Source organism: Paenibacillus sp. MDMC362 (assembly GCF_003269305.1).
Lineage (GTDB): Bacteria > Bacillota > Bacilli > Paenibacillales > Paenibacillaceae > Paenibacillus_AQ.
In genome coordinates, this window is record NZ_QLYT01000003.1 from 82,007 (window position 1) to 103,718 (window position 21,712).

The following is a 21,712-nucleotide window of genomic DNA, read 5'->3' on the forward strand; positions in this document are numbered from 1 at the left end:
CTTCGAATCCGTGAAGGACCGCTCTTTTTTTATTTTCACTTGCCGTTTTCAAGGGGGCGATACGTAAGGGCATACGCCAAATTCCCGGTTCAAGGGACAATCGTCCATGATGCATTCGTCCTCTTGGCATATAGTTATATGAACCTTTGTAAATCCCATAAGAGACAGGGTGAAGATGGTGAGCGTATCGTTTCTTACAGGTCAGAAGGAGGGCTACCAGGCAGGGTACAGTGAAGGTTACCGTTTGGGGGGGTGCCGTGCGCTGATGGAACGTATTCCAGTGGAGCCCTCGCCATATTTCAATCTGAAAATTCTGTATGTCCCTCAAGGATTTGAGTCCATTGATGAAGGAGTAGTCAAGGGACTTGGCCGAATCGTTCGGGAATGTATCGTGGTGCCGCCGGAACAAGTGGTGGATGTGGCACTGCAGCAACAGCCGGATATCATCCTGGTGATGAACGGCTTGCATGTATTTCCGGAAGGGTTTCGCCATTCGATGAATCAGCTACGAAACCTCGGCTTCCGGACGGCCATTTGGTTTGTGGATGACCCTTATTTCACGGAGGAGACGCCGGGATTGGCACAGCACTTTGACGTTGTATTCACGCACGAGCTGAGCTGTGTTTCATTGTATCAAAGCGTTGGGGTGAAAGAAGTGTTTTATCTTCCGCTTGGCGTTCATCCGGAACTATTCACCCCTACGATGGCAGGGCCGGCATATCGTTCTGACATCTGTTTCATCGGCAACGCGTTCCGCAACCGTGCGGCACTGTTTGATGAATTGGCCCCGTTCTTGAAAGGGAAGCAGGTTCGTATAATCGGAGGCTACTGGGAACGACTAGCCCGTTATAAAGAACTCTCTCCGTTTGTGTACAGCGGCTTCATTCCGCCTGCTGAAACCGTGAAATTCTACAACGGCGCCAAAATTGTGATCAACCTGCACCGACCGACGCAAAGCGGTGACGATAACCGCAACAGCTTGAATTACCCGGGACGCTCGATCAACCCGCGCACCTTTGAGATCAATGCTTGCGGCACGCTGCAGATCACGGATATCCGTGAGGATCTGAGCCAGTATTATACGCCAGGAATCGACATCGAAACCTTTGGCTCCGTTCCGGAATTGAAACATAAGATTTCCTATTATCTTTCTCAAGAGGATCAGCGAAGAAGTATAGCGCAGCGGGCGCTTCAGACAACGATGACAAGACATACGTATGCTCACCGACTGCCGGAACTTCTGACTTTGGTCGAAGCCAATCGATAGGATGGACTTGTTTTTTCGTTCAAGCAAATATCAGGGAGGAGCGAAGCGGATGCCTAGAAGTTTAGTTACAGGACCACGTCGGTCCGCCGTATCCGAGGCATACGGGCAAGGAAGAAATGCGGGTCTTCAAGCGGGATACGATGAAGGGTACTTCCGGGGGAAATCACAAGGCATCGTCAACCGGATTGTATACACCCCGCCTGTGCGGGATATCCATGTTTTGTTTGTCAGCTCGGGAAAAGGATTTCCCTATTCGCCGATTGATGAGGCGATTATTGGTACGCTGTATGGCATGGTACGTCAGCTTTCGCTGACGGATGCGAAGCAGGATGTAGCAGCGGAAGCAAGCCGCACCAGGCCGGATCTAGTGCTGGTGCTGGACGGCATGTATCTTCCGGTGGAACAGATGGATGCCGTTCGGTCCATGGGGATTCGGACAGCCGTATGGATGACCGACGATCCGTATTACTCCGATATGACCATAGGCTGGGTTCAACACTATGATTATGTGTTTACGCTGGAGTTTAACTGTGTGGCCCATTATCAGAACATGGGCTGCGCTCAGGTTCATTATTTGCCATTTGCTGCATATCCCGGCCATTATCGTCCGATCACCAAACCTGGAGCGGTAACACGCGATATCAGTTTTGTCGGTACAGCCTACCCTAAGCGGGTTCAGTTCTTTGAACCCATTATGAATCAACTGATGGCGCACCGTACATTTATTAACGGAAATTGGTGGGAACGATTCCCTGGGTATGGGCGATATAACAACCGAATCGAGGTCAACAAGTGGATGGGCCCCGCGGAAACGGCAGACGTATACAACAGTGCCAAGATTATCATCAATTTGCACCGCGCAGTAGATGACGACGACATTAATCAAAATAGTGGTCATATTCCTGCGGCTTCCCCGAACCCACGTACGTTTGAGATCAGTGCCTGCGGTACGCTTCAACTCTGTGATGAGCGCGCGGATCTGGCACGCTTTTACACGCCGGGTGTGGAGATTGAGACGTATCGATCGCCTGGTGAACTGCTGGAGAAAATTGAGTATTACCTTTCGAATGACCAACTGCGTAAAGATATCGCCCATCGTGCTCTGGAGAGAACTTTTCAGGAGCATACCTATGCACATCGGCTGAACACGCTGTTCTCGACCATCTTCCCTTGATTGGTAATCAGAAATAGATGAATGTTGGGGTAACAAGTGTCGTTGCGGTATCTTTGTCTCCCTAATATATTGTACCAACTGGGTGAAAAGGAGGTGGATCGCATCCGGGACTGCGAGAATCACGGTTACTGAAGATGCGGATGATACCGATGGCCCTTAAACCAAAAATGTTGATTTTTTCACACGTATCCAATCCTTCAAGCATTACGGGAGCGGAAAAGCTGCTTTTGTTCTTCTGCGGGCAGTTAGCTCCATACTTCGATTGCGTTCTGGTTGCACCGAATGAAGGCCGACTGACCATGTTGGCCAGACAATCCGGGATTATGGTCAAAATCTACAAAATCCCATTGCTCCACAGTATGTATACACCTGGTGCCCATCTTATGAACGAAGCGGATAAGTTCATGACCACCCCTGTATTCCGTGCCTTGACAAAATGGATAGCAAATGAAGGACCTCAGGTGATTCTTACCAATACCTGCGTTCATTTTATGCCGGCGGCTGCCGGAAAACGACTCGGGATTCCCGTGATGTGGCAGCTGACAGAAAAAATTACGGATAACGGGTATGCTCATTTCTCCACTTCGTTAATCCATCAGTACAGCAGTTGGATCATCAGTATTTCCGAGTCGGTAGCCGAGAGCTTCCTCCCGGAAGTAAGGCAGTCGAAGATGACGGTTCTTCCTCCATCCTGGAGCGAGTCTGACATTCAGCCGGAAGCATGGCCGGGATGGAGGGCCTCCTACCGGGAGAAGCTTGGGATCACATCAAACAGACCCGTAATTGGGATGGTCTCTTCGTTTCTGATCGAGAGCAAAGGGGTCCTTCATTTTATCGACATGGCGCTTTCGCTCAAGGATGCTTATCCAGACGCGGTCTTCCTCATTGTTGGCAGCGTGCTGGACCTGGACTATGAGAGATTGTGCCGCGATCGGATTGCCTGGTCCGGAGCTCAGCACCGATTCATATTCGCCGGTACCCAGGATGACATCACTCAGGTGTACTGTGCGCTCGATGTTGTTATCGTACCGAGCGTGGTACCGGAGGGATTCGGGTTGACCGCACTGGAGGGCCTGATGTACGGAAAACCGGTTGTTGCCTATGCGTCAGGAGGACTCCAGGAAGTGTTGACAGCTGCCGGCTGTCCGCATATGCTTGCCGACCAAGGGAGTACGGCCTCGCTGGTGGAGAAAGTAAGGTTCGTATTGGATCAGCCGGATCAGGGAGTTTCCTTGGGAATGCAGAACCGGATGCAAGCGCAGGCTGTTTATGGTCCTGCAATGTACCAGGTACGAGTGAACGAAATGGTTTCCCGGTGGATGAATGAGCATCCTGAGTGGTTCCAGGAGACGGCAAGAACAGCGAAACACCGGGCTGCTCCGACGAGAAGGCATAAACAGCGTAGGCGGTTCCGGAAGAAACACGGAGAAGCCGGAATGCGCCGAATATTACCTCGCACGCGAACCAGAAGAACAGAAGGAAAACCGACCAGGCGACGGGCATCAAAGCCTAGACAACGCAGAACGTCCGCAAGGCGACGGAAGGCATAAGACGAGGGAAAAGGCAGAGCTGTCCTCAGGCTTTTTGAGACATTGAAAAGCAGATATGCATCCACTCTGCCTTCCCACGAATACGGGAAGAATGGTCGTGCTGCGGAAAGATCGCCTTCGGATCTGTGATTAACTGGCAAGGGAGAATCCGATATGAAAGTCATGACAATCTTGGGTACGAGGCCCGAAATTATCCGATTAAGCTTGATCATTCCTCTGCTAGACCAGTATGCAACGAGGCATGTGCTCGTGCATACTGGGCAAAATTTCACGAATACCTTAAGCGGGGTGTTTTTCTCGGAGATGGGACTCCGCAGTCCGGACTATGTCCTTCAGGACCGTCAGGCAACGCTAGGAGGCCAGCTGTCCGTCATGTTCAGTCGTATGGAAGAGATCTTGGAGCAGGAGAAGCCCGATACCGTACTGCTGCTGGGCGATACAAACAGCGCGCTTTGCGCTGTGCTGGCTGAGCGTCTGGGATATCCCGTGGTGCATATGGAAGCGGGGAACCGCTGCTTTGATCTCGATGTGCCTGAAGAGAAGAACCGCAAAGTCATTGATGCGGTATCCTCCATCAATATGCCCTATACAAACTACAGCAAGAATCATCTGCTTCGCGAGGGCGTGCCGAGTCAGCGGATCGTTCTGACAGGGAACCCGATCTATGAAGTCATGAAGCATTATGAAACGCAGGTCAATCAAAGCCGGATCATGGAGCAGCTGTCCTTGTCGCCTCAGCAATATTTTCTGGTGACGATACACCGCTCTGAGAATGTGGATCGACCTGAGAATTTAAAGGAAATTTTAAATGGATTAAATGCGGTTGCAGAAACGTTCGGGCACCGGCTCATATGCAGCCTTCATCCCCGGACGGCATCGCGCCTTGAAGGGGCGAAGGAGGTTAGTCTCCATCCGCTCATTGAATTCCACGAGCCGTTTGGCTTTTTTGATTTTGTGAGGCTCGAGAAGGATACTCTGTGTGCCATTACCGACAGCGGCACCGTACAGGAGGAATGCTGCATCATGCACGTACCCACAGTAACGGTTCGGCGGACGACGGAGCGACCGGAGACTGTGGATTGTGGAAGTAACATCGTATCCGGCTTGAGTGCCGACCGGATCCATGGATCGGTCAAATTGATGACTCAATTGAGTCGCGACTGGAAGTGTCCGGAGGGATACATGGCGGACAATGTGTCGCGTACCGTCGTAAAATATGTGCTTGGAGGGAAAGTGAATGTTCACTAATCAACGGATTTTGGTGACTGGCGGCACAGGCTCTTGGGGACATGAACTGATCAGCCAGCTTCTGCCGCTAAATCCTAAGCAGGTCATCGTCTATTCCAGAAGCGAGGCCACGCAAGTGGCCATGGACCGTGAGTTTGAAGATCCGAGACTCACTTTCCGCATTGGAGACATCCGCGACAAGGAAGCTCTTACGGCAGCCTGCCAGGATGTTGATTACGTATTTCATCTTGCGGCGCTGAAACATGTGCCTGTATGTGAAGAGCATCCCTATGAAGCTCTGAAAACCAATGTAGTAGGGACGCAGCATGTCATTGAAGCAGCCATTGAAAACCAAGTGAAAAAAGTGATATATATTTCAACGGATAAGGCGGCAAATCCATCCAACTTTTACGGCATGACCAAGGCGATTGGCGAAAAGCTGATTGTGTATGCTAATCTGTTGAGTAATCACACGAAATTCGTTTGCGTGCGGGGCGGCAATGTTCTCGGAACGAACGGAAGCGTCGTCCATGTATTCAAGAATCAGATTCGGCAAAAGGGACAGATCAGCATCACCGATCACAATATGACCCGTTTCTTCCTGACCTTGAAGGACGCGATCTCCTTGCTGTTCAAAGCGTCGATTGAAAGCATTGGCGGCGAAATCTTCGTTATGACGATGCCGACCTGCCGCATCGTGGATTTGGCGGATGTGCTTATAGAGGCTTCCGGGCGAAACGACGTCACAGTGGTTGAAACCGGAATTCGACCGGGAGAGAAAATCCATGAAATCCTGATGAGTGATTTTGAAAGCCAGACAACCGTTGTTTACGATGACGAATATTTGGTCATATTACCGACTTTAGATATTCCTGATCTGAAGGAACGGTATCAACACCTGCCCAAAGTGTCTTTCAACAGCTTCAGCTCGGAGCATCAATTAATGACGAAGGTCGAAATACGGGATATTCTGCGCCGTGGAGGATTCTTGCCATGAAGATGCTCATTCTCGGGGGAAATGGCATGGCGGGACATATGCTTGTACAGTACTTTCGGTTATCCGGCAAGCATCATGTCTTTTATACGACCCGGGACAAAAGCGATCCACAAGGCCTGGTGCTCGATGTAACCGATATGAGTGCTGTAGAGCATATCGTGAAGGCGGTTGGGCCCGATATCATCATCAACGCCGTAGGCGTCTTGAATCAACGAGCTGAGGAAGACAAGATAAACGCGTATCATATCAATGGTTTTTTACCACATCGGTTGCGATATTTAGCGAATAGCATTTCAGCCAGACTTATTCATATCAGCACGGATTGCGTGTTTCTGGGGACCAAGGGAGGCTATCGGGAAGATGATCTTCCCGATGGTGTGACTTCCTATGCGGTCACCAAAGCGCTGGGCGAGGTCCAAGATCCGGATCACTTGACGATTCGAACCTCCATCATCGGACCTGAAATTCGGCAGAGCGGAATCGGCCTGTTCAACTGGTTTATGAAGCAGCGAGGCGAGGTTTCCGGCTACCGGGCTGTACTATGGAATGGTGTCACAACGCTGGAGCTTGCCAAAGCGATCGAATTCTTCATGACCAAGGACGTGGGGGGGCTCATCCATCTCGGACATCCGAATCCGGTAAGCAAATATGAATTGCTGCTGTTGTTCAAGGACATATGGGGAAAACACGATGTGGTTGTGGTCCCGACCGACGAGTTTGTTCAGGATCGGACGCTGCGCAGCACGCGACTCGATGCAACCTATCCATTTCCGGATTATGCCCAAATGTTAAAGGAGATGTATGAATGGCAGCAGAAACATTAACAAACAAAAAACTGCTGATCACAGGAGCCACAGGTTTTACCGGCTTACATGCTTGTGCTTATTTCGTCCGGCAGGGCTGCACGGTCATTGCTGCCGGTCGGAATAAGAAAACGCTGGATTCGATACAAGGTGTCATATCCGCCGAGTGTCACCTGGAGAACCGTGAACAGGTGAATGACCTTATTCAAAATAACCTTCCCGATTATATTTTACATTTAGCCGGAAAAAATTCAGCTTCGGAGTCGTGGAAACATCCTGCTTCATATATGGAGAGTAATGTTATGGGTACCATCTATCTGCTTGATGCTGTTCGGAAGCACTGTCCGGACAGTCGCATGGTGATGGTTGGGTCCAGACTAAGCGTAGATCCCGCAAAAGGCGCGGCGGCCGTTCCTCATCCATACAGCCTTAGCAAAACCTTTGCCAGTTGGTCCGCAGCGGCCTGGCACAGCATGTTTAACCAGCATATCGTCCTTGCTGAGCCGTCCAACCTGATTGGCCCTGGAGAATCGACAGGATTCTGCACGCTGCTTGCCCGGTATATTGCAGGCTGTGAGGCGGGTAGGGCCCTGCCGCTATTCCGTCTCAGTTCCCGATTCGAATCCAGGGACTTTCTGGACGTCCGGGATGCGGTAGCTGCATACGGCGTACTTCTGAAGAGCGGTTCTTCCGGCATGACGTATCCCATCGATTCGGGGAAAGAGCGTACGCTTGGAGAGCTGGCTGAGCGCTTACTGAAGGAGACCGGGACGGCGGTGCCCATCGATTGGGGACCTGAATCCGCCTCGCTTTCGTTGGATTCGTTAAATAAGGGGACCGGAGGGCAGCAAGGGGCCGGGCTTCTCAAAGCGCTGGGATGGAGCACGCAATACGTCCTGGAGCAATCGCTTGCCGATATTATGGATGACGCCAGAATACAGGTGCAGTCCTCCACTTCATAAGTAAATTGAAATAAAACGCCGATGGATGTTCCTGATCTAATCGGTGTTTTTTTGTCCATAAAATTAGGCTTGATCATCAGTAATCTTCCATGTTAAAACCTTTCAGCATACCACTTCTGCCGCAAGGCCATCCTATACGATGTTAATACACTCATTATAGAGATGGAGGATGAATCATGATTAAATCCAAGGCCCTCAACCTGACCGTCTCCACGGCATTGCTGCTGAGTATGGCTGCAGTAGCAGGATGCGGCAACGCCAACGATGGCAACACGACACGTACGAACAATGTGGACAATGGCCGTATCGGTGTGAATTCCGTACGGAACAACCAGAACGTCCGCAGCACGCAGCAGCATGACCTGACCAACCTGAAATACAGCAAAACGCTGTCGAGAAAAGTTTCGGATATCAGTGGGTTAGGTACTGCCCATGTATTCGTGACGAACCGCAATGCGTATGTATCGCTGTCCCGGGATGGCATGAACACGAACAACATCAACGGTCGTGTGACGGGTATGAGCACTGGAGCTAATCGTGCCGCTGACCGTACGCTGACGGGCGCGAACACCACGAATGTCAGAAACCGTACCTTTGGTACCTCAGGTACAGGCAGCGTCGGTCTCCTGCAAGGAATGGCAAACGACACAAGACGTGCTATGGACAATACAACAGGTCTTGGAACAGGTTTAGGCCGTAATGCCGATAACCGCGGCTTCGGTGTAAACGGAACGACAACCAATGGCGGATTTGGCGGCAGCAATTATAATACGTTAAACGGAACACGCACGAATGGACTGATGGGTACTAACGGAACGAACGGTACGACAAATGACACTCATATGGGAACAGGCATTAATGGCGTTCCTTATGGCACTTACAACAACAATGGCATGGGCATCATGAGCAACAATCGTGAAGAGGTTCCTCAACATGTACGTCAAGAGATTACGAGCAAAATTCGCAAGACCGCTCCGCATATCAGTCAAGTATATGTTTCCACGGATGAGGATTTTTATCAGCATGCCAATCGTTTTGGAACTGACGGTAATGCCTCGAACACGGTTGGAACGCTCACGCGCGATTTCGGCACATGGATTAACCGTGTGTTCCCACTGAACCTTGGCGGTCGTGACGGCATGAACGATACCCGCGGCAACCTGATGAAGAATGATACGGATGACGGTTGGTTTGGCGGTAATCGGAACAGCCGGTAAAACCTCTATACCAAAAGGAGCTGCTCTTTAGGAATGAAATCATCCCTAAAAAGGCAGCTCCTTCGCTATGTCTGCTATAAGTAATAATCAATCAGGATTAATGTTTGCGTTGCCCTTGAATCCAGACGCCTTGAAGCTCCAGATCACTTGAAAGCATCAGCACGTCGGCAAGCTTGCCGGCTTCAAGAGAGCCTGTAAGATCAGCGATGCCGATCTTTGCGGCGGGATTAAGACTTCCGACGCGGGAAGCCTGCTCAAGGCTTAACCCAACCTCTCGGACCAACAGCTGAAAGCCTTTGATCATCGTCAGCGTACTGCCAGCCAGGCTGTCTCGGTTGCTCTTGAGTGTGGCGATGCCGTTCTCGACAACAACCGGCAGGTCACCAATCGTATATTCGCCGTCAGCCATACCGGTAGCGGACATCGCGTCGGTAATCAGAATCAGATTTCCGTCTTGCTTCATGCGGGCCAGAATCCGAATGGCTGCGGGGTGGACATGGATACCGTCAGCGATAATCTCGCAGCTTAAGCGATCATCACTGAGCATCGCCCCCACCACGCCAGGCTTGCGGTGGTGCAGTCCTGTCATCGCATTGAAGGTATGCACGCCATGGCTAAGACCTGCTTCAACGGCGGCTTCGACTTCCTCATAGGTGGCATCTGTATGCCCCAAGGCGGCTACGATCCCGTGGGTGTTCAGCCAAGAGATAGCCTCTAGTGCTCCCTCGCGCTCGGGTGCGAGCGTCACCTGGCGGACCAGGCCAGGGTAAGTGGATACCCACTCTTCCAGCCAATCGATATTAGCGTGGACGATATGCTCCGGATTTTGTGCGCCGGGCCATTTCGGGCTGATAAAAGGGCCTTCCAGATGTACGCCCACCAGTCTTGTGTAAGGCATGTCTTGGCTCTTGTAGTCGTTAACTTCTTGCAGCACATGGTCGATGGCTGCCTTAGGTGCCGTCATCGTGGTAGCAAGCATGGCCGTTGTGCCCTGGGAGCTGTGGAACGACGTGATTTTATCCAGGACATCCTTGGAGGCATCCATGAAATCTTCACCGTTGCCCCCATGTACGTGGATATCAATAAAACCGGGAATAATGTACCCATCCGGTTGATGGATCACTTCCGCTGCGGCCTGCTTCAGATCGGCAGGGAGCCCGGAAGCATCACCGGCGTAGGAGATGCTCTCACCTTGAATCGCCAGCACGCCGTCTTCGCAGATGCCGTTTGGCGTCAGGACTTGACCATACAGCAATTGGACAGATTCTTTTCGTTCGCCGCTCATACCAGCAGTCTCCCTGCACCTTGATCCAGAAGGACAACCACATTCGGATGGCATTGAAGCAGCGATGCTGGACATTCTGTCGTAATCGGTCCTTTTAATGCACGGTGAACAATTTCCGCTTTATCCTCACCACGGACGAGGAGAAGAATTTGCCGGGCTTTCAAGATCGTGGCAACGCCCATCGTAATCGCATGGGTTGGCACATCATCCAGGGTAGGGAAGAATCTTGCATTGGCGGTGCGTGTTTTCTCTTGCAGCTCCACCACATGCGTACCCCCACTCAAGGCTTCGCCAGGTTCGTTAAAACCGATGTGTCCGTTATGTCCAAGGCCGAGAAGCTGGAGATCAACCGGGCCGAATTCTTCCAGCATTTTATCGTAATTCAGGCATTCTGCTTCTGGATCGGCAGCATTTCCGTTCGGCACATGGGTCCGTTCGATCTGGATGTCCACATGATTGAAGAACTTCTCATTCATGAAGGTGCGGTAGCTCTCGGGATGGTTCTCGGGAAGGCCTACATATTCGTCCAGATTATATGTTGTGGTCTGGGCGAAGCTGACCAGGCCCTGACGATTCATTTCAATCAGTTTGGCATAGAGCCCGACCGGTGTGCTTCCTGTAGCCAGTCCCAGCTTAGCGCGCGGATTGGTGTGAATCAGGCTGGAGATCAGGTTGGCACCTGTTTGCACAAATTGTTCTTCATCGCGGAACGTGTAAATATTCATTGGTTATTGTCCTCCTCGGCTTTTGCGATAGTTTTGAACATTAAGATATGATTGCTCCAGACGGGGAACATACGTGGAGAAGTCCCGACTGGCCATACCCATGAACAGGATGTCGATAATGTGAAGCTGAGCGATACGCGAAGCCATGTCTCCCCGGCGCATTCCTTCCTCTAATGAAGAGGAATACAGTGTGATGTCTGCCAGAGCGGAGATGGCGCTGCTTCGGTACGACGTGATGCTGATCGTGAAGGCGCCGGCGTCTTTGGCACAAGTCAACGCATCGATGGTCTCCGGAGTTTCGCCGGAGTATGAAACAGCAACGGCAACATCGTTTGAAGTCAAGGTAGAGGCAGACGTGATCTGCATATGCGAATCTGCGAAAGCCGTGCAGTTTTTGCCGATCCGGATCAGCTTCTGGTAGAAGTCCTGTGCCACAATGGAAGAGGTAGCCACTCCGTACAGATCAATGCGCTTCGCGCGGCATAGGGCATCCACGGCACGCTCCAGCTGACCCAGATCGAGCAGCTCTGTCGTATCCCGTATCGAAGTCAGATGATTGGATTCAATCGCCTCGACAATGCCGGCAAGCGCGTTGCCGGCAACGATATCCTGATAGCGCGTATTTCCCGTGCGTGAAGCCATTTCTGCATGAGCGATTTCGGCGGCGAGCTTGAGCTTAAAATCAGGATATCCCTTACACTGAAAGTTTTTACAAAAACGGGTTACGGTGGCAGCGCTGACCTCACACTGCTCTGCAAGATCTTTAATGCCCATATGCACAATCTCGGATGGAGCTGTCAAAATAAACTCTGCGAGCCGTCGTTCCTGACGGGGCAGACTTTCCTTTTCGACAGATATAATATGCAAGATTGGTGTCATCACAAGCCTCCTTCAAGGTTCCCGGTGAGCTTATTGCCAGGGCATAACAGGGGATTCTAATTTTGAAAATAATTTTTATAAATATGAAAAAATAAAGAAAACTATTTTTACAACATCATCATAGACCAACCCTCGCGAGGAAGCAAGGACAAAAATCGCCAATACGGGCCAATCGCCCAAATTGTGCGCCTCTTTCGCACCTTCCCCCCACATCTTACATAAGATGAGTTGACTGTATCCCTTACCCTTGTTAGACCACACATACCCGGGCAAGGAGGGGTGACACCATTGAAGGGGACCGACCATAACAGCAAGTTCTTGTTAACCCACCGTGAACGCGAAGTGTTTGAATTGCTAGTGCAGGACAAAACGACTCGCGATATCGCCGGGCAGTTGTTTATTAGCGAAAAGACGGTGCGTAACCACATCTCCAATGTCATGCAGAAATTAAACGTCAAGGGCCGTTCGCAAGCTGTCGTTGAGTTGATAAAACTCGGTGAGTTGAAGATCTGACACCATGCCGGTTGCATGAACGAAAGCACAGCGAAAGCCTTCCTTCCCGTAGCAACGGGAGTGAGAAGGCTTTTTTGTGTTTTCATTTCCGGAATTCCGGTTATATTCTGTAATTGGAAATGAGCAGGAAGCGCCATGACAAATACAAGATATGTTAAAATGTTCGCAGCTGGTATTAGATGTAGCGACGTCGTTTATACGTGATCATGGAGTGTAAATCTGCTATTCGTTTTTTAGCTGTTTTGTACAAATAGCCTGCACATGTCGGAGGTGAAATAAACATGGGATGGATGATCGGGATGATGACCGGAGCCGTTCTAGTCCTTCTTGCAGTTGTATGGTTCAGACGCAAGAAAAGAAGCGGGGGCGAGCGTAATGTCATCCATCTGAACACAACAACACGAACCCGGAGCGGTCAGCATGGACAAGCATGCAGTAAATGCCGGCGCAAGCGACAATTAATCTTTTACGCGGATGACACCGGCGCCGTAAGAGGGCTGTGCACCGATTGCAAAAGAGAGCTTGAGCGGCATCAGGAATTATATCCGGTATAGTGATATGTTCGTCTGTATATGGGAGGAAGTGCAAGGGGAAACTACCTTTCACATTTCCTCTTTTTTTTGAGTAATAAAGTACATATGCTTTAAACCTTTGCGTACCGGCGAGGACTCCCTAACTTCAACAAGATTGTGTATAGTGAATAACAGTTCCAAATCGAAAGGGAGTGCAGAACTTGAACAGGTTTGGCAGGCTGAATACACTGCGGAATCAAATCTTCCTTGGATTTATGCTGGTGATGGTTATCGTATTGGCATTGGTCGGGGTGTTTGTATATGATCAGGTTTCGGCTTTGCTGCGCAACAGTGCGGAGAAGCATATTCAGCAGACGGCCGTTCAGGCCACGGGGAAGCTGGATGCGCTGCTGAAGCAGGTGGATACCCTGACGGCCCAAGTCTCGACGAACGCAACGGTTCAGCGCTTTCTGGCGCAGGAGACTGCGGGTAAGCCGATTACATTCGGTGAACGGCAGTCCCTTCAACAGGAGGTTCGTAAATATGAAGCCTACGCTACGGGCATCCGGTCGTTGGAATTATATACGAAGGATTATCGGCGGCTGTTTCCACTGGATGAAGGAAGTTTGACCAGCCGGGTTAGAGGCGATTGGATTGCTGCGGCGGACCAGGGCATGGGAAAGCTGGTATGGTTCGGTCAGGATCCCCGGGATCCGGATGTGGTGGTAGCGGTACGGAGAATTCGGCTGATTGACCATTCCTTTGCCCACGCCGGGTACTTGCTCGTGAAGCTGGAGAAGGACTATTTTGCGCTGGCGGACTCTGCAGGCGGCATGGGCAGCGATTCGCGTGAAACGATGGGATTGTTTGATCAGGCGGGAAATGAAATCTCGTCGGAATTTGCCACCGAGGTGGATGCGAAGGAGGTTTTGCACCGCGAAGGGGAGACGGTTACGGTCGGCCACGAGGACTACATTGCCGTACAGAAACAGTCTGAGGCCACGGGCTGGAACCTGGTCATCTTGACGCCTGTCGACTATACGACGGAGGGGATATCGGTGCTGCGGACCGCGATTATCGTATCCGGGGGCGTGGGTGCGCTGCTGTTTCTGTTCTTAAGCTTTATACTGACCACGATGATCATCCGGCCGATTTTGAATCTGATCAAAGCCATGCGCGGCGTGAGATTGGGAACGCTGAGGCCCATTGCCGTCACCTCGAAGACGATGGAGATCAACGAGCTTAACAATTCGTACAACCAGATGGTGGATTCGCTGAACGAATTAATCGAGGTCGTGTATCAGAAGGAGATCATTCAGAGCCGGACAGAACTTAAAGCGCTGCAGGCGCAGATCAATCCGCACTTTCTTTTTAACACATTGGAAGCGTTTTACTGGGCGCTGGATGATCAAGGCGAAGAAGAGCTGGCCCAAATCGTGGTCGCGATGTCCGGCTTATTCCGTTACGTCATTAACCGCAAAGACGAGGATGAGTGGGTATCGGTCCGGGACGAGCTGGATCATGCCGAGCGTTATTTGATGATTATGAAAATGCGGATGCTGGACCGGTTATCCTGGAAAATCGAGGCGGATGAGACCAGCAAAAACGTGCCGATTCCGAAGCTGCTGATTCAGCCGATCGTGGAAAATGCGATCCTCCACGGAGTTGAGCAGCGATTGGGGCCGGGCACCGTTATGGTACGGGCGAATGCCTCGGATCACCCGGGATATACGGTCATTTCGGTTAGCGATGACGGTCCCGGAATGGACGAGGAGACGGTGGCCTCTCTGTATTCCTCCATGGAAAAGGGATACGCGGAATCTTCTAAAAAAAGCGGTGTTGGCATTGCCAATGTAGAGCAACGAATCCGGTTGTATTACGCTTCCGGGCAAGCCGGCTTGCGTATTCACAGCGTGGTGGGTCAGGGAACGACGATCTCATTTCAAATTCCGAATGATTTTCAGGCTAATGGTGGGGAGGGGGAACAGCATGAAAACGATACTGATCGTGGATGATGAGCCGAGGACGAGAGAAGGGGTAAGGAAGACGCTGGAGGCATGGTCGTCGGGTCGCTGCAGAATCGTGACGGCTTCAAGCGGCGTAGAGGCGCTGGAGTGGCTGCAGGAGCAGGTAGCTCATCTGGTGGTGACGGACATCCGCATGCCGGAAATCGGGGGGCTTGAGCTCATTGAGAGATTGCATGAAATAGAGCATCCGCCGGTCATTATTGTCATATCCGGGTATTCGGAATTCGATTATGCCCGTAAAGCGCTGCAATACGGCGTCGTGGATTATCTCCTAAAGCCGCTGGATAAGCGGAAGCTGGTAACTGCGGTCGAATCGGCCCTGGAACGCCGGGAAAAAATAGACCGGATTGAGCGGATGGAGAAACTGGTGGATCCCAAGCTCCTGGAGGCGGCGCAGCAGGATAAGGGCTACAGCATTCAGGTGCAGGAAGCGCTAAAGTACGTGGATCAGCACCTTCAGGAATCGGTATCGCTTAAGGAGGTGGCAGAAGTGCTTCACCTGAATTCCAGTTATTTCAGCGTGTTATTCAAAGAGCAGACCGGACTCACCTTCAGCGAATATTTGACGCGTCGCAGGGTGCAGCGGGCCAAGGAGCTGCTGGCGGGCACATCGCTGCCTGTTGCGGAAATTGCGGAGAAGGTGGGATACCAAACGGCGAAGTATTTCGTGAAAGTGTTCCGTGACCTTGAGGAGGTAAGCCCGAGTCAATACCGCCACAGCGTATCCGACAGCGGAGAGGAAATCTAATAAAAGTGGAATTAGTCCCAATCATTATGACCTTATACAATCATCCCCTCACTGATAAAATTTGATTAAAGCGGTTTCAATACGCGAACAGCATACTAGAAAAGGGGTTGTAAACGTGTTCAACAAAAAATGGACGGTTCTGCTTTTAACATTGTGTCTCGCTCTGGTTGCGGCTGGTTGTGGATCGAGCAGCAGCAGCACGGGGGATTCAGGCAACAGCGGCAGCGAGGGCGATAAAGTTACGGTGAACTTCATGCACTTATGGCCGGCAGGCGTTTCTGCGGGACAGAACAAAATTGTGAATCAGATCATCGAAGAATATCAAAAAGAGAATCCGAACGTGACGATCAAACAGGAAGTTCTGGATAATGAGCAATATAAAAATAAATTGAAAGTGCTTTCCGCCTCGAACGAGCTTCCGGACGTAGGGGTAACCTGGGCAGCGGGATTCCTGAAGCCATATGTCGAAGGTAAACTGTTTGCACCGGTAGATGATTTGCTGGACGGTCAGCTTAATGGCAAGTTCGTAGCCGGCACGACCGAGGCTTATGCCATTGACGGCAAAACGTATGCGCTTCCACTCGAGTTCAATATCGCTCCGGTATACTACAACAAAGCGATATTCGAGCAGCATAATCTGGCGATTCCGCAAACCTACGAAGAATTCAAAAATGTCGTGAAAACGCTGTCCGATAACGGGATTGCTCCGATCGCACTGGGCAACAAGGATCGCTGGACCGGTTCGCTCTGGTACATGTACCTGGCAGACCGAATCGGCGGACAAGAAACGCTTGCCAGCGCAATCAGCGGTTCGGGTTCTTTCAAGGACGAATCGCTTGTAAAGGCAGCCGCCGAGGTTCAATCGCTGGTGGATGGCAACGCGTTTGTCAAAGGGTTCAACGGCCTATCCAACGAGGAAGCGAAATCCGAATTCCTGAACGGCAAAGCGGCCATGTACATGATGGGGACCTGGGAACTGCCTAACTTTACGACCAATGAAGAGATTCCGCAAGAATTCCGCGACAGCGTCGGTTTCTTCAAATTCCCGACGGTTGAAGGCGGCAAAGGCGATATTAACAGCTGGGTAGGCGGACCGGGCGTCGGCCTGTTCATCGGCGAGAACTCCAAGGTGAAAGAGGAGTCCAAGAAGTTTGTTGAGTATTTCGTCACCAAGTGGGGCGAGCAGTCCGTTACAGGTGCCGGCGTCATCCCGGCAACGAAGGTGGATACCTCGACGCTTGAGCTTCCGCAGCTGTACATCGATCTCTTTGATGAAATGAACCAAGCAAGCAGCATCACCCTGTTCGCGGATGTTCAGATGGAGGCGAATGCCGCCGAGACACATCTGAACATGATTCAGGCGCTCTTCGGCAAAGCCGTGACGCCGGAGAAATTCTCCGAAGAGCATGAAGCGGCGATCTCCAAAGGGAACTAAGACTCTTTAGGACAACAAAGAAACGGGACCCTGATTTATCCGGCAGCGATGCCGGATAAATCTTTCCTTAAGACCATAGGAAGAAAGGAGTCGGACACTTTGGATAAAGTGATGTCCAACAAAAAAATCATCGCACTGTATGTTTTGCCCGCGCTGCTTGTGATTATGGCCGTCGTTTATATTCCGATCCTACTAACCGCCTATTACGGACTGAACGAATGGAACGGCATCGGTTCGATGACCTTTATCGGACTTGATAATTACCAGGCCCTGCTCTCGGACGGCAAGTTCTGGGACAGTGCATGGCACTCCCTGCTGTTAGCCGTATTCTCGGCAGCAAGCCTGATCATTTACCTGGCCGTGGCGATGGTGCTGGCCTCCAAGATCAAGGGCGCCAACCTGTTCCGTAAAATCTATCTCATCCCCATGCTGCTGTCCTCCGTTGCGATCGCGCAGCTGTGGCTGCGCATTTACCACCCGACGAACGGGATCGTGAACAGCTTCCTGGAATCCATCGGGATCACGAACCCGCCGGCATGGCTCGCTGAGCCGTCGCTTGTCTTGTTCGCCTTGTTTATTCCGATTCTGTGGCAGTATGCCGGTTTCTATATCTTGATCTATTATGCAGCTTTGAAGAATATCCCGGCATCGCTGGTGGAAGCGGCCAAGATCGACGGGGCGACTTCCCTGCAAATTGCGTTCCGGATCAAGCTTCCACTCATCATGGAAGTGATTAAGGTTACGATCGTGCTGGCGGTGGTAGGTTCCTTGAAATATTTCGACCTCATCTTTGTTATGACGGACGGGGGACCTAACGGCGCAAGTGAAGTGATGGCGTCCTACATGTATCACACGGCGTTCCGCGCTTATGATTTCGGTTACGGCAGCGCGATCGGTTTCTTCCTGTTGGTGATCTGTCTGATCGTAACGTGGGTCATACGGAAATTAACGGCATCGAAAGAAACGATCCAATATTCATAAGGAGGAATGCTTCATGATATCCGGAGCCACAGGACAGCTCCAAGACGGGCGCGCCCGGTCCGGAAACGGTGTAGGAGGCAAGCTGGGGTGCGCGCTGCTGTATATCGTGCTGATTGGCGTAGCCGTATTCCAGCTGTTCCCGCTCGTATGGCTGCTGCTGTTCTCATTAAAAAACAATCAGGAAGTGTTCGATCTTCCTCCGCTGTCCCTTCCGATGAATCCGCGCTGGGAGAATTACGAGAAGGTATGGAGTGCCGGCAACATCAGCGTATATTTTCTGAACAGCGTCTGGATTACCGTCGCCGCGACTGCGCTAACGGTCATTCTGGGAAGTCTCGTCACCTTCGCGATTACGAGAATGAAGTGGAAGGGCAGCTCCTTCGTCCTCGGATTATTTATGGTTGCCATGATGATTCCGGTTCACTCCACCTTGATCCCGCTGTTCAGCATTTTCAACAAGGTTGGCTTGACCGATCATCCGGTTTCTTTGATATTGTCGTACGTGGCTTTCAATATGCCGATTACCATTATGATTCTGCTCGGGTTCTATTACACGCTGCCGAAGGAAGTGGAAGAGGCGGCGGTTATGGACGGCTGCTCGGTTCACCGGGTCTTCTTCCGGATCGTGCTTCCGATGACCGGCTCGGTGCTGGCGACGACAGCCATCATTAACATGATCTACAACTGGAACGAGTTTATTTTTGTGAATACGTTCATCAGCTCGGATATGTTCAAGACGCTTACCGTCGGCGTGCAGAACTTTATCGGACAATACACAACCGATTGGGGTGCTATTGGCGCAACCTTGATGATCAGTATTTTGCCAATCCTGCTGATGTTCCTGTTCCTTAGCGATCGTATCGTGGAAGGCATCGCTGCTGGTTCGGTGAAAGGTTAAGTTTCATAGAACTTATCCATATCCGGGTAAAACATATCGAGCCGCTTCAAGAGACTTCTTGAGCGGCTCGTTTGCTTTATATGACGCTGATTCAATCCTCGGTCGTTAAACCCATCCCAGTGCCTGGGCCATCTGAGCGACCAGGAAGGTGACGCCGATGGCGATGGCCGTCGGGATGGCAAAGGACAGGAACGTCCACTTTGCGCTTTTCGTTTCCTTCCAGATGTTGACGAGCGTGGTTCCGCATGGATAATGAAGCAGCGAGAAGAGCATCATGTTCAGTGCGGTCAGCCAGGTCCAGCCTTGGTCCAGGAAGATTTGCTTGAGGGCAAACATATCGGTAACCTCGGTCAGGGACCCCGTAGCCAAATATCCCATCAGCAGGATCGGCAGCACGATTTCATTGGCCGGAAGGCCAATGATAAAGGCCATCAGAATGAAGCCATCGAGTCCGAGTGCGCGCGCAAACGGATCGAGAAATTCTACAAAATGAATCAGAATGCTGGCATCGCCAATATAAATGTTGGCAAGCACCCAGGTGAGGACGCCTGCAGGCGCCGCTACAATAATGGCTCTGCGCAGTACATAGAAGGTTTTATCCAGGGTCGACCGGAGAATGGTATTCAGTATCTTCGGTTTACGGTATGGAGGCAGCTCCAGCGTGTAGTGGGAAGGAATGCCTTTCAAGGCGGTTTTGGATAATCCCCATGATACCGTGAGCGTGACAACGACACCGATCAGCACCATGCCCATAACAACGGAAGCCGTTACGAGCGTCTGGGCACCTCCCGAGAAACCTGCAGCCATGAACAAGGAGGCCAGCAGGATCAGGGTCGGCCAGCGACCGTTGCAGGGCACGAAGTTATTGGTCAGAATGGCGAGCATCCGCTCCCGAGGCGACTCGATGATCCGGGTCGACATAATGGCCGCCGCATTGCAGCCGAATCCCATCGCCATGGTGAGGGACTGCTTGCCGTGCGCTCCCGTTTTTTTGAACAGGCGGTCCAGGTTAAAGGCTACCCGAGGCAAATAGCCATAGTTCTCAAGCAGCGCAAAGGCTGGAAAGAAAATGGCCATGGGAGGCAGCATGACACTGACAACCCAGGAGGTCCCCCGGAACAATCCGAGGATCAGCACGCCATAGAGCCAATCGGGAGCATGGAGGGCCTGAAAGGCCATCGTCAGGTAACCTTCGATCCAGCCGAAGAAACTGGCCAGCATGGAAGAAGGCACGTTAGCCCCTGCGATCGTTAAGTAAAAAATAACGCCGAGCATGGCCAGCATAATCGGAAATCCCCACAGCTTGGAGGTGAAGATGCGGTCCAGACGCTCGGAACGGTATAGGAGCTCGCGGTTGGTGACGGTGACGGCATCACTGCACAGCTCGCGGGATTTTTTGAATAATTCGCCCACGATGTCTTCCCGAACATCCTCTACCTGCTCAGCAGGAATGGCGGCTGTTAGAGCTTCCAAGCGCTTTAGCTGTTCCAAGCGAAATCCCTCCTTTATCCGAAGCCTTTAATCGTTCTTTCAGCGTCGCGATCAGCTTCCGGTCTCCATCAAGAAAACGGATCGCCAGCCATCTGGCTGGATATTCGTCGCCAAGAATGTCTCGTAATTCGGACTCCAGACCGGAAATTTGCGATTCCAGATATTCGTTATATTTCATCCGGTACGGCGTAGTCGGAGTCTGCCCTGTGCACATGAGAAGCAGCTGCTCGGACAGGGTATCCAGACCTTCGTTATTTCTGGCCGATATCGGAATGACGGGAACCCCGAGCCGATCCGCCAGCTTGCGTGCGTTAATCTTGATGCCTTTTTTCTTCGCTTCGTCCATCAGATTCAGGCAGATAATGACCCGGTCGGTCATTTCCAGCACTTGCAGCGCAAGGTTAAGGCTTCTTTCCAGCGCCGTAGAATCCAGAACCAGCAGGGTAACGTCCGGTTTTTCAAAAATAATATAATCGCGCGCCACTTCTTCATCGGCCGAGTTGGAGAACAAAGAGTACGTCCCGGGCAGATCGATAAATTGGAAGCGGGTGTCTTTGTAATCGTAATAGCCGCTTGCGAGACTGACTGTTTTGCCGGACCAGTTGCCGGTGTGCTGCTTCAGCCCGGTGAGCGCATTAAAAAGCGTGCTTTTTCCCGTGTTCGGGTTGCCAGCCAGCGCGACGGTAAAAGTTCTCATGATGACATCACCTTACCCCAGATTAACTGACTTTCTTCTTTTCTTAATGCAATGACGGTACCTGCCACTCTATAAGAGGTCGGATCGCCGAGCGGGCTGGCTTGCAGCACTTCGACAACGGAGCCCGGTACGAATCCGAGGTCCAGAAGCCGCCGCTTATGCTCTCCGCGGATATCTACCTGTTCAATCAGAAACCGCTCGCCGAGCGCTGCCTGATGCAAATGCTGCCGATATTTTGTCTCATCCATAAAGTTTAACCTCTCCCTACTAAATTGGGCCGAGCATATATTGTTTCCTCGAAGCAACTTTATGCCTATAGTATGA

At 51.4% G+C, this 21,712-nt stretch carries 21 protein-coding genes; 15 read left to right on the forward strand and 6 right to left on the reverse strand.

Going from position 1 to position 21,712, the window contains the following annotated elements; genetic code table 11:
* The first annotated feature begins 175 nt into the window (after positions 1-175).
* The 8 genes from DP091_RS00440 to DP091_RS00475 all read left to right on the forward strand — a co-directional run bounded on the left by DP091_RS00440 (position 176) and on the right by DP091_RS00475 (position 9,197).
* A complete protein-coding gene (locus tag DP091_RS00440) occupies positions 176-1,267 on the forward strand; it encodes a CgeB family protein (protein WP_113056562.1) in 1,092 nt (363 codons plus the stop codon).
* A 49-nt stretch (positions 1,268-1,316) separates the two neighbouring features.
* Entirely contained in the window at positions 1,317-2,441 is a 1,125-nt protein-coding gene (locus tag DP091_RS00445; RefSeq protein ID WP_113056563.1) for a CgeB family protein, read from the forward strand.
* A gap of 149 nt (positions 2,442-2,590) precedes the next feature.
* On the forward strand, positions 2,591-3,991 hold the full coding sequence (locus DP091_RS00450; RefSeq protein WP_113056564.1) for a glycosyltransferase family 4 protein: 1,401 nt from the start codon (positions 2,591-2,593) through the stop codon (positions 3,989-3,991).
* 153 nt (positions 3,992-4,144) lie between these two features.
* On the forward strand, positions 4,145-5,239 hold the full coding sequence (gene wecB, locus DP091_RS00455; protein WP_113056565.1) for a non-hydrolyzing UDP-N-acetylglucosamine 2-epimerase: 1,095 nt from the start codon (positions 4,145-4,147) through the stop codon (positions 5,237-5,239).
* Complete coding sequence (locus tag DP091_RS00460) at positions 5,229-6,215, forward strand: polysaccharide biosynthesis protein (RefSeq protein ID WP_113056566.1); 987 nt, start codon at positions 5,229-5,231, stop codon at positions 6,213-6,215. Before wecB ends, DP091_RS00460 begins: the two co-directional genes overlap by 11 nt.
* Positions 6,212-7,039: an SDR family oxidoreductase gene (locus tag DP091_RS00465; protein ID WP_113056567.1), complete on the forward strand. Its 828-nt coding sequence runs from the start codon at positions 6,212-6,214 to the stop codon at positions 7,037-7,039. Before DP091_RS00460 ends, DP091_RS00465 begins: the two co-directional genes overlap by 4 nt.
* Positions 7,021-7,980 carry an NAD-dependent epimerase/dehydratase family protein gene (locus DP091_RS00470; protein WP_113056568.1) on the forward strand — a complete coding sequence of 320 codons (960 nt, stop codon included), beginning with the start codon at positions 7,021-7,023 and terminating at the stop codon, positions 7,978-7,980. Before DP091_RS00465 ends, DP091_RS00470 begins: the two co-directional genes overlap by 19 nt.
* 176 nt (positions 7,981-8,156) lie before the next feature.
* Positions 8,157-9,197: a YhcN/YlaJ family sporulation lipoprotein gene (locus tag DP091_RS00475; protein ID WP_113056569.1), complete on the forward strand. Its 1,041-nt coding sequence runs from the start codon at positions 8,157-8,159 to the stop codon at positions 9,195-9,197.
* Positions 9,198-9,294: 97 nt separating this feature from the next.
* Here DP091_RS00475 and nagA read toward each other — a convergent pair whose 3' ends face one another.
* From nagA to DP091_RS00490, 3 genes are read right to left on the reverse strand one after another with little or no spacing between them, the layout of a single operon-like run.
* Positions 9,295-10,482, reverse strand: a complete 1,188-nt coding sequence (gene nagA / locus DP091_RS00480; protein ID WP_113056570.1) for an N-acetylglucosamine-6-phosphate deacetylase — start codon at positions 10,480-10,482, stop codon at positions 9,295-9,297.
* Positions 10,479-11,207 (reverse strand): glucosamine-6-phosphate deaminase, encoded by a 729-nt coding sequence (gene nagB, locus DP091_RS00485; RefSeq protein ID WP_113056571.1) that lies wholly within the window; start codon positions 11,205-11,207, stop codon positions 10,479-10,481. The genes nagA and nagB overlap by 4 nt, the downstream gene beginning before the upstream one ends.
* Positions 11,208-11,210: 3 nt before the next feature.
* Positions 11,211-12,086, reverse strand: a complete 876-nt coding sequence (locus DP091_RS00490; protein WP_113056572.1) for a MurR/RpiR family transcriptional regulator — start codon at positions 12,084-12,086, stop codon at positions 11,211-11,213.
* A 288-nt stretch (positions 12,087-12,374) separates the two neighbouring features.
* Between DP091_RS00490 and DP091_RS00495 the strand changes: the two genes are divergently transcribed.
* From DP091_RS00495 to DP091_RS00525, 7 genes are all read left to right on the forward strand, one after another.
* Complete coding sequence (locus tag DP091_RS00495; protein ID WP_006208732.1) at positions 12,375-12,599, forward strand: helix-turn-helix domain-containing protein; 225 nt, start codon at positions 12,375-12,377, stop codon at positions 12,597-12,599.
* Between the two features lie 281 nt (positions 12,600-12,880).
* Positions 12,881-13,153 (forward strand): hypothetical protein, encoded by a 273-nt coding sequence (locus DP091_RS00500; RefSeq protein WP_113056573.1) that lies wholly within the window; start codon positions 12,881-12,883, stop codon positions 13,151-13,153.
* 179 nt (positions 13,154-13,332) lie between these two features.
* A complete protein-coding gene (locus DP091_RS00505; protein WP_113056574.1) occupies positions 13,333-15,126 on the forward strand; it encodes a cache domain-containing sensor histidine kinase in 1,794 nt (597 codons plus the stop codon).
* On the forward strand, positions 15,101-15,886 hold the full coding sequence (locus DP091_RS00510) for a response regulator transcription factor (protein ID WP_113056575.1): 786 nt from the start codon (positions 15,101-15,103) through the stop codon (positions 15,884-15,886). Before DP091_RS00505 ends, DP091_RS00510 begins: the two co-directional genes overlap by 26 nt.
* 115 nt (positions 15,887-16,001) lie before the next feature.
* Positions 16,002-17,321, forward strand: coding sequence for an extracellular solute-binding protein (locus tag DP091_RS00515; RefSeq protein WP_113056576.1), 1,320 nt, complete (start codon positions 16,002-16,004; stop codon positions 17,319-17,321).
* Positions 17,322-17,420: 99 nt separating this feature from the next.
* A complete protein-coding gene (locus DP091_RS00520; RefSeq protein ID WP_113056577.1) occupies positions 17,421-18,302 on the forward strand; it encodes a carbohydrate ABC transporter permease in 882 nt (293 codons plus the stop codon).
* Between the two features lie 13 nt (positions 18,303-18,315).
* Positions 18,316-19,200 (forward strand): carbohydrate ABC transporter permease, encoded by an 885-nt coding sequence (locus DP091_RS00525; protein ID WP_113056578.1) that lies wholly within the window; start codon positions 18,316-18,318, stop codon positions 19,198-19,200.
* Between the two features lie 105 nt (positions 19,201-19,305).
* On the opposite strand, the gene DP091_RS00530 is transcribed toward DP091_RS00525, so the two are convergent.
* Genes DP091_RS00530 through DP091_RS00540 form a run of 3 tightly spaced genes read right to left on the reverse strand, consistent with a single transcriptional unit; the run spans position 19,306 to position 21,636 of the window.
* Positions 19,306-20,691, reverse strand: coding sequence for a nucleoside recognition domain-containing protein (locus DP091_RS00530; RefSeq protein ID WP_113056579.1), 1,386 nt, complete (start codon positions 20,689-20,691; stop codon positions 19,306-19,308).
* Positions 20,642-21,388, reverse strand: coding sequence for a FeoB small GTPase domain-containing protein (locus DP091_RS00535; protein ID WP_113056580.1), 747 nt, complete (start codon positions 21,386-21,388; stop codon positions 20,642-20,644). Before DP091_RS00535 ends, DP091_RS00530 begins: the two co-directional genes overlap by 50 nt.
* Positions 21,385-21,636: a FeoA family protein gene (locus DP091_RS00540; protein WP_113056581.1), complete on the reverse strand. Its 252-nt coding sequence runs from the start codon at positions 21,634-21,636 to the stop codon at positions 21,385-21,387. Before DP091_RS00540 ends, DP091_RS00535 begins: the two co-directional genes overlap by 4 nt.
* Between the last annotated feature and the right edge of the window lie 76 nt (positions 21,637-21,712).

Excerpts from the sequence above, each read along its gene's own strand:
- DP091_RS00440 (WP_113056562.1), top strand. The coding sequence starts at position 176 with ATGGTGAGCGTATCGTTTCTTACAGGTCAGAAGGAGGGCTACCAGGCA.
- DP091_RS00445 (WP_113056563.1), top strand. The coding sequence starts at position 1,317 with ATGCCTAGAAGTTTAGTTACAGGACCACGTCGGTCCGCCGTATCCGAG.
- DP091_RS00450 (WP_113056564.1), top strand. The coding sequence starts at position 2,591 with ATGGCCCTTAAACCAAAAATGTTGATTTTTTCACACGTATCCAATCCT.
- wecB (WP_113056565.1), top strand. The coding sequence starts at position 4,145 with ATGAAAGTCATGACAATCTTGGGTACGAGGCCCGAAATTATCCGATTA.
- DP091_RS00460 (WP_113056566.1), top strand. The coding sequence starts at position 5,229 with ATGTTCACTAATCAACGGATTTTGGTGACTGGCGGCACAGGCTCTTGG.
- DP091_RS00465 (WP_113056567.1), top strand. The coding sequence starts at position 6,212 with ATGAAGATGCTCATTCTCGGGGGAAATGGCATGGCGGGACATATGCTT.
- DP091_RS00470 (WP_113056568.1), top strand. The coding sequence starts at position 7,021 with ATGGCAGCAGAAACATTAACAAACAAAAAACTGCTGATCACAGGAGCC.
- DP091_RS00475 (WP_113056569.1), top strand. The coding sequence starts at position 8,157 with ATGATTAAATCCAAGGCCCTCAACCTGACCGTCTCCACGGCATTGCTG.
- nagA (WP_113056570.1), bottom strand. The coding sequence starts at position 10,482 with ATGAGCGGCGAACGAAAAGAATCTGTCCAATTGCTGTATGGTCAAGTC.
- nagB (WP_113056571.1), bottom strand. The coding sequence starts at position 11,207 with ATGAATATTTACACGTTCCGCGATGAAGAACAATTTGTGCAAACAGGT.
- DP091_RS00490 (WP_113056572.1), bottom strand. The coding sequence starts at position 12,086 with ATGACACCAATCTTGCATATTATATCTGTCGAAAAGGAAAGTCTGCCC.
- DP091_RS00500 (WP_113056573.1), top strand. The coding sequence starts at position 12,881 with ATGGGATGGATGATCGGGATGATGACCGGAGCCGTTCTAGTCCTTCTT.
- DP091_RS00510 (WP_113056575.1), top strand. The coding sequence starts at position 15,101 with ATGAAAACGATACTGATCGTGGATGATGAGCCGAGGACGAGAGAAGGG.
- DP091_RS00525 (WP_113056578.1), top strand. The coding sequence starts at position 18,316 with ATGATATCCGGAGCCACAGGACAGCTCCAAGACGGGCGCGCCCGGTCC.
- DP091_RS00535 (WP_113056580.1), bottom strand. The coding sequence starts at position 21,388 with ATGAGAACTTTTACCGTCGCGCTGGCTGGCAACCCGAACACGGGAAAA.
- DP091_RS00540 (WP_113056581.1), bottom strand. The coding sequence starts at position 21,636 with ATGGATGAGACAAAATATCGGCAGCATTTGCATCAGGCAGCGCTCGGC.